This is a genomic window from Paenibacillus sp. AD87 (assembly GCF_001659845.1).
GTDB classification, from domain to species: domain Bacteria; phylum Bacillota; class Bacilli; order Paenibacillales; family Paenibacillaceae; genus Paenibacillus; species Paenibacillus marchantiae.
The window spans coordinates 2,948,769-2,963,500 of the sequence record NZ_LXQN01000007.1 but is presented as its reverse complement, the minus strand read 5'-3'; the positions used below and the strand labels follow the sequence as shown (position 1 = coordinate 2,963,500).

Here is a 14,732-nt window from a genome sequence, read left to right as displayed (position 1 = left end):
GTGAGGAAAATAGAAATAGAATGAACGAGGATCTGCAGAGTAGACACATTAATCATAAGTGTCACTTACTGCAGGTCCTTTGTGTTATACAGAATCAGGATATATTATAAAAATTTTATGTTGAAACTAATATGGTAAATATTACATTGTAAATTCATGAGATTTCCGGTATTTTTATTAACGGCAAACTTTTCTTTATAAAGTAGAAGTAGATTGTCTTAGCAGGTAGCAATTGAAATGAAGAAGAAAGGAGGAAGAAATGTTATGTCAGAAGTTGCTAGTCAAAGAGTACATAAGCCAGGACCACAGCCAGTAAGTTTCGGTAGTTGGATGCTCACGTTGTTCCTTATGATGATTCCGCTTGTAAACATTATTATGTTGTTTGTATGGGCATTTGGAGATTCCAATCCTTCGAAAGCCAATTATGCCAAAGCATCGTTGCTGTGGGCAGCGATCGGAATTGTTGTGTATATTCTAGTGTTCGTACTTATCATTGGAACTGGAATTTCGCTTTCGGATTACTAGGTTTATGAATACGTAGCTTGATAAAGTTTAATCAAAAAAACGCCGACAATACTGTCGGCGTTTTTTTGATTTGTTTATTTTGTACTAGGCTGCGGACGTCTTATCAGCATTGTGAAGAGTCGGCGAGCGGCGGCCAAGCAGATATCCTGCAAGCGAGGCCAACATCTGCTGGAATACCATGCCGAGTACAACCGGGACGGCAACCGGTGGAGGGAAATACGATACGGCAAGCACCGCTCCCGCACTAATATTGCGCATGCCTCCGTTGAATACAAGTGCGACTTGATCGGCTTCATTCCAACCGAGTAATCGGGCAACGAAGTAACTTAGAGCATAGCCAAATGAGGCCAGAAAAATAATGATTGCTGCTAGACCAGCGAGCTGCCAGTTAAAGTCAGCTAAATAGGGCGCAACAACAGAGCCATTAATCGCGACAACCGCTGCCATGAACAATTTGGAGAACGGATTCAGTCTAGGCCCCCAGACTGGAACAATGGCCCCTTTGGTCCATTCATTCAAAAGCATCCCGAGCAAGGAGGGAACAACGATCATCCAGAACAGACTGCTCATCATGGCTGCTATATCCAACGATACGCTAGTGCCAATCAGCAAGGATAATACGCCGGGTACCACGAAAGGAGCAAGCATGGTGTCAATCAGGATAATCGACAGCGTCAGAGCGATATTGCCCCGATAGATACTGACCCAGATAAAGCTGCTCACACCTGTCGGAATAACGGCAGCCAGAACAAGGCCCGTTATCGTGTAGGCATCCGTTGGGAAGACCAGGTGACCCATGCCCAGAGCAATCAGAGGCATCGCCAGATGCAGAATAAACAGACAAACGAACAGTGGAAAAGGCTTCTTCAGCACGTTCACAAAATCCCGTATCCCGAGACTGATGCTTCCCGCAAACGTCATGAACGCAAAAAGCCATGGCGACAAAAAGGTATAAGAAGAAAGAAGACTCCCGCAAAGAACGCCAATAATAATGCTGATTGGAGTAATCAGTGGCATGATGCGGTTCAAGCGTACATTTAAGGCCTGAAGCATATTCATGACATCCCTTTACCGTATGATTCCTTTATTATACATGTTAATAACGGTGAATGTAGACCCATTTGCAATGAAGCATACGGAGCAGTTATCATAAATCTGGAAGAAACACTTCAAGTTGAAGAAGGGGAGATGGTCATGATTAAACGGAAAAGAAAGCACACATTGATGATGGCAGGCCTCATTGCGTCAAGTATTCTTGTGATATCGGCCTGTTCCGTTGTAGAACAAGCGAATCAAAGTTTGAATTACGTTAGTGGGGCTACTGATTATATAGAGCAAGTATCGAACGCCGGAGCCGATCTGCAAGAACTCGCATCAGGAGCGGTGAGTAACCCTGAAATAACAACTCAGGTACAGGAGAAAATAGATCAGATTCAGGCGGAAGCCAGCGAATTCTCTCAGCTGACAGCACCAGCGATAGGGGAAAGCATTCATGAAAATCTGGTCAGTTACAACAATCAATTAACTGAAGTTGTGGGTCAATTTGAGAACACGCTTGCAGAGCATGGTTTTACGGCAGAAAACTGGGAGAAGACAGGTATTCCTGAATTGATCACCAATATTAATGGTTTAAAAGATCCGTTAAGCGGGCTTGGGATCGAGGCCAATTAAGATTTAAACTAGGATAGGCCTTGAGTCAAAGCGGCTTCATCCCCAAAAAGGACGATATACCGGAGTGATTTTGATCACTTGCGGGTATCGTCCTTTTTGTTTTTCTAATATAACTCACATTTTTTACAAAATATAAAAATGGATCACGATGTTGATTTGCCACGAATTTTGGAGCTTAGATCTTCAATCTGTCCATCCAGAACATTTCCTGCTTTACTCAGAAACCCTGTAATAAGCTCCAACTCTTCCTCTGTGTATGTGGAAGCCAGATTAACCATAGCTGCATGAAGGGTGAGGTAGGTGCTGCTGACCTCTTCCTTGTTTTCGTACAAAGGCACAATGATGACTTTACGGCGGTCATTAGGGTCATTTTCTCGACGGACAAAGCCGTTCTTCTCAAGCCTGTCAATTAATGTCGTGACACTTCCTGTGGCCAGACCGGTAAGTTTTGACAGCTCACCAGCAGTGATTGGACCTTTCTCGCGCAGGATATCCACGGATATGAAATCGTTATTGTACAAGCCCAAAGAGGCAGCTACATGCTGCTGATATAAAACGGTTCGGGTACCCAGGCTCCGCATTCGCAACGTAAAATTCTCCTGTAATTCGGTAGGTTGTTGTTGATGTTCTCTTGACAAAAGATAACCCTCCTCTTAAGATGACATATATCTTGATTATCGAGATATTAGATTAACGAGACAATAAATTTTGGAGATACTAGATTGACGTATGATTAATTTCAACTTATTTTAACGAACTCTGTACTTATTTGCAAAGGGGACGATCGATTTTGAGAGAAACAATGATGATTAAAGGAGCACGTGAGAACAACCTGAAGAATATTTCACTTTCGATTCCGAAGTATAAGTTGGTTGTTCTAACGGGTCCGTCCGGCTCCGGCAAATCCACGCTGGCAATGGATACCCTTCAGCGAGAATGCCAGAGACAATACATGGAATCGATGGGATTAACATCGGATTCGATCAGCAAACCGAAAGTGGAGTCCATCACAGGTCTTTCTCCATCCATCAGCGTAGGACAGCACATTACTAACCGGAATCCACGCTCAACAGTAGGAACAGTGACAGACATTTACACTTACGTTCGTTTCATTTTTTCCAGACTTGGGGAGCGTATATGTCCATCCTGTAATGGCACCATTTCGCCATCGTGGGAAGCGGCTGGTCATTTAACCGAGGAAGACGAATACATGGGTCATCAGACTATACATTGTCCACATTGCAATGCCGTGCTTGAGAAGCTTGGCATGTCACACTTTTCGTTCAACAAACCGGAGGGTGCTTGTGATGTATGTAGTGGGCTTGGTCATGTGGCATCAATCAACGAAGCGGCTGTATTCAATCCTGAGCTTAGTGTGCGGGATGGAGGTGTAGCTTCGTTAAATGGTGTGCATCGGGATATCCAGATCCGAATTCTGGTTGCGGCTGGACAGCATTTTGGATTCGGATTCGATCCGGATCGTCCATTGAAGGACCTTGGTGAAATCGAGCGCGATTTGCTGTACTACGGCGTCGAGAGCGAAGCGTTTAAGCAGCATTACCCTAATATCAAGCCCATCCAGGGAACCAAGTTCGAAGGTGTGATCCCCGGATTGTGGAGACGATATAAAGAAAAGGAAGGAGAAGGTGGCGGAACGGAAAAAGACGGACGTTTTTTTCATCAACAGCAGTGTCCTGAATGTCAGGGCGCTCGTTTGAAAAAAGAAATTCTTTTGGTAAGCGTAGCTGGCGCATCCATCTCCGACGTAACCAACTGGTCATTCAGTAAAGTGCTGGAATGGACGGTAGGACTACAAGAAGTGATCTCACCCGAGGCACATCACCTGCTTGATCCAATCCTTCATGATCTGCCCACCAAGTTGAAACGCATTATGGATGTTGGACTTGGCTATCTCTCCATGGATCGTCAGACCGTAACTTTATCTGGTGGTGAAGCTCAGCGATTACGACTTGCATCGCTTCTAGGCTCTGGTTTAACGGGCGTATTGTATATTCTGGACGAACCGACGACAGGGCTTCATCCGAAAGATACCATTGGCCTGATTCGCGTACTTCAGGAGCTTCGTGATCTGGGCAATACGATCCTCGTCATTGAACACGATATTGAGATGATGCGTGCTGCTGATCATGTGATCGACATTGGACCTGGTGCTGGAGTCAATGGAGGAATGGTTGTTGGTGAAGGGAGCCTGGAGGATTTAATGGCAAGTGAGCTTTCGGTTACGGGAGCTTATCTGAGAAATGAATCTGTGGCTAGTCCTTCTTATAACCGAAGAACAGGTACGGGGCAACATCTTTCCATTCGGGGAGCGCATTTGCGCAACATTGATATTCCGGTTGTATCTTTTCCATTAGGCACGCTGATCTCCGTAACGGGTGTTTCAGGGTCAGGCAAATCTACGCTTGTATTTGATATCCTCGCACAGGGAATGGAATCAGGTCAGAAACCATCAGGTTGTGAAGAGATAACAGGGTTGGAGCACGTAGGTGATATCGTTATTTTTGACCAAACGCCAATGGGTAGAATGCAACGGTCGAATGTTGCCACCTACACAGACGTATTTACGCACCTGCGCCAACTGTTCGCTGGTTTGCCAGATGCCAAGGCACGAAAGCTTACTGCGAAGCATTTCTCGTTCAATACACCCGGAGGGCGCTGTGAAACCTGTCAAGGCCTGGGAGTGTTGTCTGTGGACATGAACTTCCTGCCTGATCTGGAGGTAACTTGTCATGACTGTAAGGGCAGACGATTCATGGATGAGGTGTTACAGGTTCAATACGAAGGATTCTCGATATCCGATGTACTGAATATGTCAGTAGCCGAAAGTCTGCCTGTCCTGAAAAGTCAGACCAAAATCGCCGATCTCGTCGAGATGTTGTGTGAAGTTGGACTTGGTTATCTCCAATGGGGGCAATCCGTCAAAACATTGTCAGGCGGTGAGGGTCAACGGATCAGGCTGGCAAAAGAGCTGAGTAAAAAGACCAAAAAACACACGCTCTATCTATTGGATGAGCCAACAACCGGCCTTCATCCGTCAGACATCAAGCAACTCCATATTTTGCTGGATAAGCTGGTTGAGTCGGGGAATACCGTTGTCGTTGTAGAGCACAGTCTGGAATTGATTCGGGAATCCGATTGGGTTATTGACATTGGCCCAGAAGGTGGCGCAGCGGGTGGTGAGCTAGTAGCCGAAGGCACGCCGGAGCAGGTGGCGGGGGTCAGAGCCTCCCATACAGGACAATTTTTGAAGCGTATATTAGCCGAGGGGCTTTAATCAGAATGGATAAGGGGAAAAATAATCATGGTAAAAAGCAATAAATTAGGCGTTATTCTTGCAGGCTTGCTGCTTGCCATTCTCATGGCTTCGATGGATAACACCATCGTAGCCACTGCAATTGGTACCATTGTGGGTGATCTTGGCGGATTTGATAAATTAATGTGGGTCACCTCTGCCTATATGGTTGCAGAGATGGCGGGTATGCCGATCTTCGGTAAACTATCGGATATGTATGGCCGCAAGCGGTTTTTCATTTTTGGAATCATCGTATTTATGATTGGTTCTGCATTGTGCGGGACAGCGGATTCCATCATTCAGCTCAGCATTTACCGTGCGATTCAAGGAATCGGCGGCGGAGCGTTGATGCCGATCGCATTTACCATTATGTTCGATGTCGTTCCCGCAGACAAACGGGGTAAAGTGGGTGGACTATTTGGTGCAGTCTTTGGTTTATCCAGTATTTTCGGACCACTTCTCGGAGCCTATATCACTGATTACATTCATTGGTCCTGGATTTTCTATATCAACCTGCCACTTGGTCTGATCGCCTTTGTCATGATTGCATTCTTCTATAAAGAATCCGTAGAGCATTCCAAACAGAAAATTGACTATTTTGGCGCATTCACACTGGTAGCTTCCATCGTGTGCCTCATGTTTGCACTTGAACTTGGAGGCAAGGAATATGCCTGGAATTCCAGCATGATTGTGGGTTTGTTTGCTGCGTTCGCCGTGCTGATGACTGCATTTGTGTTCATAGAGCGGCGTGTGGCAGAACCAATTATTACATTCAGCATGTTCAAAAACCGGCTGTACTCCACCAGCAATCTAATGGCTATATTTAGCGGTGCAGCCTTTATTACAGCTTCCATCTATATCCCCATTTATATTCAGGGCGTACTTGGTGGATCAGCTACCAACTCCGGTCTGGTTCTGCTGCCGATGATGCTTGGATCAGTTGTAACAGCTGCGGGTGGAGGAGCCATGCTTACCAAGCTCAGATACCGCTCCATCATGTTACCCACACTTGCGCTGCTGGTCATTGGTATCGCCTTGCTGACAACGTTAACGACGGATTCCTCCCGATTTATGGTGACCATTTTCATGATTCTGGTTGGTCTGGGCATTGGGTCTTCGTTCTCTGTATTGAGCAATGCAGCCATTCACGGTTTCTCAGCAAGACAGCGCGGTTCTGCCAGCTCAACCCTTAACTTCAATAGGGAACTCGGTATGACGTTGGGAATTACGGTATTTGGTATCGTACAGAGTCACGTATTTGCGAGTAAATTGGTTTCCTTCTTTGGAAATAGTAATGGTAGTGAGCAGGGTGGTGGCGTGAATCTGAGTGATCCTAGCTTAGTCCTAAAACCGGACACTCGTGCTGATATTCCTGCGCCAATGTTGGATAAGATTACAGAAGCATTGTCCTCATCCATCGTTCATACGTTTGCCTGGGCCATCATTCCGGCCGTTATTGCTCTATTGGCTGCTTGGTTTATGAGTAAGGAAAAATTTGACCCTGCATCCGAGTCAGATGAATATTTAGCTTCACACTAGCAAGACTATGTAATGGATTTGTGTGCTGGATATGACATTTTTCTCATAATGGAGAAAGAATTTCCTGTTGTTTGACAAAGCGGTAAACCGTTTAATATGATTAAAGAACGGAAGAAAATATAGTTGCTTACTTTAGTGTGCAAAATATGTTCTTATCAAAGGAGACCTACGTTATGTCTGAACAAAATGGAAAAGTAATCATTATCACCGGCGGAGCGAGTGGTATTGGTAAAGAAACAGCGCTTCAGCTTTCGGATCTGGGTGCAACGATTGTTGTAGCAGACTATAACGAAGAGGGTGCCAAAAAGCTTGCATCTGAGATTGAAGCAGGTGGTGGCACAGCCGGAGCATACAAAGTGGACGTGTCCAAAGGAGACGAAATCAAAGCCCTGATCGACTGGACCGTAGAGAAATACGGAACATTGAGCGGTATTTTCAACAACGCGGGCATTGGACTCGTGAAGCCATTTCTGGAGATGGACCCGGAATCCTATCACAGAGTAATCGATGTTGACCAACACAGTGTGTATTACGGCATGTATTATGGCGCCAAGAAAATGGTTGAACTGAATGTACAAGGCACCATTGTAAATACAGCTTCGATCTATGGAAGTATTGCTGCGGTGGGAAGCTTTAACTACAATGCAGCCAAGGCAGCTGTTGTGATGATGTCCAAATCCGGTGCTTTGGAACTTGCCGAGCATGGCATTCGTGTGGTTGGTGTAGCGCCAGGCTTTATTGAGACACCGATTTTGGGTGATGACAGAGCGATGAAGGATGCGCTTGCCACCCAACATATGCGCGGAGAGCTCATTCAACCGGAGAAAGTTGCGAGTGTTGTAGCCTTCCTGTTCAGTGACGCTGCCAGTGCAGTGAATGGTACAACGGTTGCAGTAGATGATGGATTCCTCAGCTTCAAAACAAAATAAGATTTGGACAGTAAGGTGGTCTAGTCCGTCTCTGAGAAATAAAAGAAAAAACGGTGCAGAACGAATAAATCGTTCTGCACCGTTTTTTTTTGCAATCAATATAAGAAGAGTATTTATTATGAAAATAATTCTATATAGTCATCCCGGGAGTTCAGAGATCATGATACAATAAGCAGGCATGCGTCTTTTATCATTTTGTGGTGTCATAGACAATACGCACACCGAGAGAGCCATAGCTCTCTTCTTTATAGTGACATTGGGAGCATGTTTTTGTAGCGCATAACGCATCACTGTGAACTTGTAATTTTTCGTTGCACTGCGGGCATTTATTTTCAAAAAGAGTCTTCAACACGTTAAACATGCTTAATCACTCATTTCGGATTAATTTACTTGGTTTTTATTATAGCCGATTATTTTAACTGCGTATACTGTTTTTTGCATCATTTTTTACACCGCAAGAAAGGAAGAAAAACCGATGGATACTCTGCTTTTTGTCATCATGTTTATACTGGGTCTGGTCGGTTCCTTCTTCTCCGGTTTGTTGGGTATAGGTGGAGCCATAATTAATTACCCGCTGTTGTTGTATGTACCTTCTCTCATGGGGCTGGAACCGTTCTCGGCACATGAGGTGTCGTCGATCAGCATGTTTCAGGTGTTTTTTGCCTCGCTCGCTGGTGTGATTGCCTACCTTAGAAGAGCAGGGAACGGGAAAAAGAGCGAAGTTCTCATTCATAAAGGTCTGGTGGCTTACATGGGCTCCAGTATTCTGGTCGGCAGTCTGATTGGCGGCTTCATATCCGGTCACCTGAATGGAGAAGTCATCAATCTGATCTATGGCATTCTGGCCATTATCGCGATTGTACTTATGCTGATTCCCGGTAAGGGAACAGAAGGCTCGGCTGGTCAGGTGACATTTAACACATATGTTGCGGCGGGATCGGCTTTTTCCGTAGGGATCGTGTCGGGAATTGTCGGTGCGGGTGGTGCTTTTATATTGATTCCTATCATGCTCACCGTGCTTAAGATCCCTACCCGGACGACCATTGCTTCTTCACTTGCGATTGTGTTCATCTCAGCCATTGGTGGGGTGGTGGGAAAAATTCTGGGTGGAGACATTCCGCTGGAGCCCATCATTTATACGGTTATCGGGAGTCTGCTTGGTGCTTCACTTGGTTCCAAAGTGAGTTCAATGATTAATGTGAGATTGCTTCGGTACGGACTGATGGTTCTTATCGCCATTACAGCAGTGAAGGTATGGTCTTCGATTTTGTAAAACCACATAGGATTGAAGCGTCCATGACGATTTCGTAACCAAACGGATGGAATGCCGTATTAAGGTTATGAACATGAGCTGGCGAATTTTTTGTTGCATGAATTCACATCAGTTTTCGTCCATGGAGCACCCTCAAACTCCTTTCATGGATACATGTTTAACATTATGAGAAGTTGAGGTATCCATCCTATGAATAACGTACTCACAGATCAGACTGATGCAGGATATCGGCTGGCTGAGCAGAAGGCAACTCAGTATTTTACTTCTCTTCATGAACAACTAATGGATAAAACGTATACAACTGCACTTACGCAAGATATTCACTTGTGGCAAAAAAAACATATTCAACCTTTTTCCTGGTTATCTTTTTTATCACCAAGTCAAAGAAAACCGGATTCCCGGGATGCTCATAGATATATCCATTGGCTTAATGTTACAGGCAAACTGGATGATTACTTGGATCGCAGTATTTCTTACATTTATATGCGAGATCTGGGCAAAGCCCTGGACTCCTCGGATACCCAAGCACGCATTCAGCGTGTCGCTCAGGATACCAAAGCATATTTTATGCGTTCAAATACAACCCACCTCAAGGGAAGCCCGGATTATATCAGTCTGGCCGCTTTGTATCGCTGGGCCCAGAAGGAGAACGTGGAAACAGCTGTTATCTGGGTCATCAGCAAATTGAAAAATGTTGCTTCCAATATTCCCAAAGAACTGGATGCAGAACAGGCACAGCGCAAGCTGCTCAAGATCATTCTTGGTGTTGTTCTGCATGTGAACGATGATATGAATGATGAGACTCCCCAGGCAGAACGTTCCGAGAGGCTGGACGCTGCGATTAGGCTCGGTTATTCTTACGGATTGACCTATCCATTTATTGATGACCTGCTGGATTCGCAGGCGTTGACTGCGCAAGAGAAGGAACAGTATTCTCTCTTGATTCGAAATGCGCTACTCACCGGAATTGTGCCGGATATCGGCGAATGGAAGGGAGACAATCTCAAAGTCATTCAATATGTTCATGTCGAACTGCGTGATGCGTTCGAGTATATCAAGAACTATCAGCGCCCTGAGACGCAGCGCACATTCTTCGAGCAATCCTATGTATTCTTTCAATCTCAGGAAATAGATCGTGCCAAGAAACTGTCGAACGCGAATTATTCCAATGAAGAACTTTATATTCCAATTATTATTAAATCCTCATCCTCCAGACTCATTGTTCGTTCCGTGCTCAGTGCATCTGCGGATGAAGGTTTTGATCTGCGGACATTCTACTATGGCATTTATAATCAGCTCGCGGACGATTTCGCTGATATGTTTGACGATATGGAGGAGGGAGCAGTGACTCCGTATACTTATTATCTGAAGTATCGTGACCTGCGGCCCGATCTGATCAATCCGTTTGAACTATACTGGGCGGTTATCTCTTATCTGATTCATGAGGTATACCATTCGGATGCGAAGACCCGGGAGGTCATACTGGATCGGGCTATTAATGGACTTAAGCGTTGTAGAGAGCGTTTGGGTCAAGAACAATACAACGAAGTGATGAACATCTTTGCCTCCGGACAACCTGAATTCAATCGCCTCATTCAGCAAATGGTGCGAAAAGCCGATGATGTGGATTTCCTGGATAAATTGCTGCGGGATCAGGTCATCCTCCAATTGCAGAATGACAAGCGTGAAAAACAGGATTTTCAGGATACGATTCGCACGGTTCGTGAACAGATCAATATCGAATTACAGATATCCAAGCCGTTTGGACTTCCGGAGATGAAAGGCACACTTATTGATGCAGCGAATTACAGTTTACAAGGAGATGGGAAACGGCTAAGGCCGATCCTGACCTGGGTGATGGGTGTGCGTGAATATGGTCTGCATGAATCATCTATCATTCCTCTTCTAAGATCACTGGAATACATGCATACGGCTTCACTGATCTTTGATGATCTGCCGACCCAGGATAATGCTTCGACCCGGCGAGGTCGTTCCACCTTACATCAGGTGCATAACAGCGCAACAGCAGAATTGACAGGTTTATTTCTCATTCAAAAAGCCATTGGCGAGCAATCTTCCCTCAATCAGTTTGATGCCGCAACCGTGCTTACCCTGATTCAATATTCCGCTGAAAAAGCAGAAGATATGTGTATGGGACAGGCGATGGATCTGAATGCCAAAGGCAAAGCATTGACCCTGGAACAATTGAACATGATCTGTTTCTACAAAACAGGTATTGCTTTCGAGGCTGCACTTGTGATGCCAGCCATTCTGGCTCAGGTGAAGGAAGTAGAGATTGCCTCCTTAAAGAAGTTTGCGTATCATGCGGGTATCGCCTTTCAAATTAAGGATGACCTGCTGGATCTGGAAGGAGATCATCGGGTACTCGGTAAACCGGCAGGTCAGGATGTACGGAACAACAGCTCAACCTTTGTATCCATTCTGGGTGAAGATGGCGCGAAGAAAGAGATGTGGGAGCACTATTGTCTCGCAACCGATGCGCTGAACGAAATGCCAAAGCCGATTTCTTTTCTAAGACATCTGTTGGATTACATCATTGGACGGGAGCGGTAAAATCGTTTCTGACTAAAACCCATTCCCATGTTCAGCATGGTTTATATGAAATAAAACAAAGTTGCCTGGATTCCATGCGAATAGAATCCAGGTCTATTCTGCTTTAATGACACAAACGTTTAGAAAATAAGATGTTTCAACAATTAAAAATTCGGGTATTAAGCAAATATTGTGTTTATACACCAAAAGGAGAGCTTAAGATGCAGGTTCAAAAGGTCGATCATCACGAATTGTTTGAGCAGATTTATAATCAAGCACCTATTGGGATTGCACTTGTTGCTCCAACAGGACAGTGGATGAAAATGAATCCTGCTTTTTGCAGTATGCTGGGTTATACAGCTCAAGAATTAATCGATCTTCATTACCAGGAGATCACCCATCCCGATGATTTTGCACAGGATCTGATGTACGAGCGCGAGCTGTGTGAAAGTAAATCGCAAGAGTACAGATACGAAAAACGTTATATTCAGAAAAATGGAGATATTTTATGGATATCACTGCATATATCATTGGCTCGAAACGAGGTCAGCGGTGAACCGTTGTATTTTATTTGCCACGTTGTAGATATTACGGATCATAAAACAACCGAACTAAAACTGCTTCAAACGGAAGAAATGTTCAAACTTATTTCCGATAATGCTCAGGAAATTATCTATATTGCAACTTTTGATGGTATTTGTCGTTATTGTTCTCCTTCCATTTATAATCTGCTTGGTTATTCGCCAGAAGAAGTGGTGGGCAATAACAATACCGCCGTGTTCCACCCGCAGGACCTGGAACGTGTCTCACAGATTGATTTGAGCACAGGTCATATGTTGAATATGGAGGTTCGCCATAAAGATGGGCATAGCCTTTGGTTTGAAACCACCTATAAGGTTATCGGGGAGCCTGGGCAAGAACAACAAATCCTTGCCATTGGTCGCGATATATCGGAGAGAAAGAAACATGAGGAAATTAGTGCAGAAGCTGAACGGATAGCCATGATCGGCAGTTGGGAGTGGAACATGCTGAGTGGCCATGTTTCCATGTCCGATCAGATATACGAGATGTTTGAAATTGATAACAACAAGCAGTATATGGCTAGCGATATCTTTGCATTCATGGAACAGGCGGAGGAGCAGCGGTTGAAGGACTGTATTGAATGGGTGAAAACAGGCCAACCGCTTGATTTTGAATATCGGCATTTGGGCTCAGCTGGTAAAGAAAAGTATATTCATCTGCGAGGGTTAGTTACTTTTGATGAGCATCAACAACCGATTCAGCTGAACGGAACTTTGCAGGATATTACGGAGCGTAAACTCGTCGAATTCAAACTTCAGGAATCGGTGGAACGTTATACTTCACTCAAAAAATATAATCATGATGCCATCATATCTTTTGATATGGACGGTAATATCATAAATGCCAACCCGGTAGCTATGAAAATGACCGGATGCCCGGTTGTGGAAATGATTGGAACCAGTATCTGTCGGTTTATCGGACCTTACCATCTAGGGTTGATTCTCAATAGCCAGTATGAGATGGCTGAAAAAGAAATCAATGCCGTTCAGCACGTAAATGGTTCAGAGACAGAAGTTTTGGCAACGCTTGCGCCAATCATTATTAATGAGAAAAACGTAGGGTTCTACCTGATTGCCAAAGATATAACAGAACAGAAAAAGCTTCTTGTAGCCAAAGAGACTGCCGAACGAATGAATAAGGCCAAAAGTGAGTTTTTGGCGATGATGAGCCATGAGATCCGTACACCCATGAACGGCGTGATTGGGATGACGGATTTGCTTCTGGATACGCCTGGTCTTAGTGGAGAACAAAAGGAATACATTGAAATCATCCAAAAAAGTGGGGATTCGTTGCTTGCGATTATCAATGATATTCTGGACTTTTCCAAAATAGAGTCGGGTAAAACCGATCTGGTGGATGAGCCCTTTGATCTTAAGGAAATTGTGACAGAGACGGTTAATATCGTAACGCCAATGATTAGGGAGAAACAGTTGGATCTTCGTTTAAGCCTGGATGACGCCATTCCTGTTCCTTTGTTCGGAGATGCTTACCGTCTAAAACAGGTCCTAACCAACATTATTGGTAATGCAGTAAAGTTCACCCCGGAAGGCAGTATTGAGATCGAGGTGAAGGTTACCGGACAAGAATACAATGACGTTCAATTTCAGTTCAAGGTGAAGGATACAGGGATTGGAATTCCAGTGGAGAAAAGAAAGCATTTATTCGAAGCCTTCTACCAATTGGAGAATTTCATGACGCGCAAGCCTCAAGGTACTGGACTTGGACTGGCCATCAGCAAGAAGCTTGTAGAGCTTATGCACGGTGATATTTGGATTGAAGAGTCCGACGATCCGGGGACTACATTTGTTTTTACAGTTTCGTTTAAAACCAGTAACATAGAGGAAATCAACAAATACGATCTTCAACATAAAAAGCATAAGACGGATCTGTTGCGAATTCTGATCGCAGAAGACAATGAAGTGAACCAGCTTGTCTTGCGCCGAATGATTGAGAAAAAAGGACACCTCGTGGACTACGTGGAGAACGGTATTGAAGCGGTGGACGCTGTTAAACGAAATAGGTACGATATTGTTTTTATGGATGTACACATGCCTCGACTGAATGGATTTGAAGCAACCCAAGCGATTAAGGAAGCCCTGACACCAGACGCTTGTCCATATATTGTGGCAGTTACTGCGAACGCTGTTAGAGGGGATATGGACAAATGTCTGAGGGCTGGAATGGATGCATATGTAAGCAAACCGATAAAAAGTGAATCCATTATGCAAGTGATGGAGGAGTTTTACAAAATCAAGAAACATACAGATTTATGATTTGCAATGAACATGACAATGGAGAATATATAGTATGTACCATTGCAGACATGCCCATGGTTTAAGATTTCTTT

Annotated in this window: 10 protein-coding genes; 8 read left to right on the top strand and 2 right to left on the bottom strand. The window is 44.5% G+C overall.

From position 1 onward, the window contains the following. Window positions 1-264 precede the first annotated feature (264 nt). Window positions 265-525 carry a hypothetical protein gene (locus gpAD87_RS12805; RefSeq protein WP_231952538.1) on the top strand — a complete coding sequence of 87 codons (261 nt, stop codon included), beginning with the start codon at window positions 265-267 and terminating at the stop codon, window positions 523-525. 84 nt (window positions 526-609) lie between these two features. Here gpAD87_RS12805 and gpAD87_RS12800 read toward each other — a convergent pair whose 3' ends face one another. Further along, window positions 610-1,578: a bile acid:sodium symporter family protein gene (locus gpAD87_RS12800; protein WP_064638740.1), complete on the bottom strand. Its 969-nt coding sequence runs from the start codon at window positions 1,576-1,578 to the stop codon at window positions 610-612. Window positions 1,579-1,719: 141 nt separating this feature from the next. Between gpAD87_RS12800 and gpAD87_RS12795 the strand changes: the two genes are divergently transcribed. Then, a complete protein-coding gene (locus gpAD87_RS12795) occupies window positions 1,720-2,196 on the top strand; it encodes a DUF6376 family protein (RefSeq protein WP_064638739.1) in 477 nt (158 codons plus the stop codon). Window positions 2,197-2,339: 143 nt separating this feature from the next. On the opposite strand, the gene gpAD87_RS12790 is transcribed toward gpAD87_RS12795, so the two are convergent. Further along, window positions 2,340-2,777, bottom strand: a complete 438-nt coding sequence (locus gpAD87_RS12790; RefSeq protein WP_197521477.1) for a MarR family winged helix-turn-helix transcriptional regulator — start codon at window positions 2,775-2,777, stop codon at window positions 2,340-2,342. Window positions 2,778-2,986: 209 nt separating this feature from the next. On the opposite strand from gpAD87_RS12790, the gene uvrA reads away from it, so the two are divergent. The 6 genes from uvrA (at window position 2,987) to gpAD87_RS12760 (ending at window position 14,658) form a co-directional block, all read left to right on the top strand. Beyond that, window positions 2,987-5,491 (top strand): excinuclease ABC subunit UvrA, encoded by a 2,505-nt coding sequence (uvrA, locus tag gpAD87_RS12785; protein ID WP_064638737.1) that lies wholly within the window; start codon window positions 2,987-2,989, stop codon window positions 5,489-5,491. 27 nt (window positions 5,492-5,518) lie between these two features. Further along, on the top strand, window positions 5,519-7,048 hold the full coding sequence (locus tag gpAD87_RS12780; protein WP_064638736.1) for an MDR family MFS transporter: 1,530 nt from the start codon (window positions 5,519-5,521) through the stop codon (window positions 7,046-7,048). 173 nt (window positions 7,049-7,221) lie between these two features. Continuing rightward, window positions 7,222-7,977 (top strand): SDR family NAD(P)-dependent oxidoreductase, encoded by a 756-nt coding sequence (locus tag gpAD87_RS12775; protein WP_063563536.1) that lies wholly within the window; start codon window positions 7,222-7,224, stop codon window positions 7,975-7,977. Between the two features lie 475 nt (window positions 7,978-8,452). Continuing rightward, complete coding sequence (locus gpAD87_RS12770) at window positions 8,453-9,250, top strand: sulfite exporter TauE/SafE family protein (RefSeq protein WP_064638735.1); 798 nt, start codon at window positions 8,453-8,455, stop codon at window positions 9,248-9,250. Between the two features lie 189 nt (window positions 9,251-9,439). Further along, entirely contained in the window at window positions 9,440-11,824 is a 2,385-nt protein-coding gene (locus gpAD87_RS12765) for a polyprenyl synthetase family protein (protein ID WP_064638734.1), read from the top strand. Window positions 11,825-12,024: 200 nt separating this feature from the next. Next, on the top strand, window positions 12,025-14,658 hold the full coding sequence (locus tag gpAD87_RS12760; protein WP_064638733.1) for a PAS domain S-box protein: 2,634 nt from the start codon (window positions 12,025-12,027) through the stop codon (window positions 14,656-14,658). Window positions 14,659-14,732: the final 74 nt, after the last annotated feature.

Coding starts and splice junctions, on each gene's coding strand:
- gpAD87_RS12805 (WP_231952538.1), top strand. CDS start 265: ATGTCAGAAGTTGCTAGTCAAAGAGTACATAAGCCAGGACCACAGCCA.
- gpAD87_RS12800 (WP_064638740.1), bottom strand. CDS start 1,578: ATGCTTCAGGCCTTAAATGTACGCTTGAACCGCATCATGCCACTGATT.
- gpAD87_RS12795 (WP_064638739.1), top strand. CDS start 1,720: ATGATTAAACGGAAAAGAAAGCACACATTGATGATGGCAGGCCTCATT.
- gpAD87_RS12790 (WP_197521477.1), bottom strand. CDS start 2,777: ATGCGGAGCCTGGGTACCCGAACCGTTTTATATCAGCAGCATGTAGCT.
- gpAD87_RS12780 (WP_064638736.1), top strand. CDS start 5,519: ATGGTAAAAAGCAATAAATTAGGCGTTATTCTTGCAGGCTTGCTGCTT.
- gpAD87_RS12775 (WP_063563536.1), top strand. CDS start 7,222: ATGTCTGAACAAAATGGAAAAGTAATCATTATCACCGGCGGAGCGAGT.
- gpAD87_RS12770 (WP_064638735.1), top strand. CDS start 8,453: ATGGATACTCTGCTTTTTGTCATCATGTTTATACTGGGTCTGGTCGGT.
- gpAD87_RS12765 (WP_064638734.1), top strand. CDS start 9,440: ATGAATAACGTACTCACAGATCAGACTGATGCAGGATATCGGCTGGCT.
- gpAD87_RS12760 (WP_064638733.1), top strand. CDS start 12,025: ATGCAGGTTCAAAAGGTCGATCATCACGAATTGTTTGAGCAGATTTAT.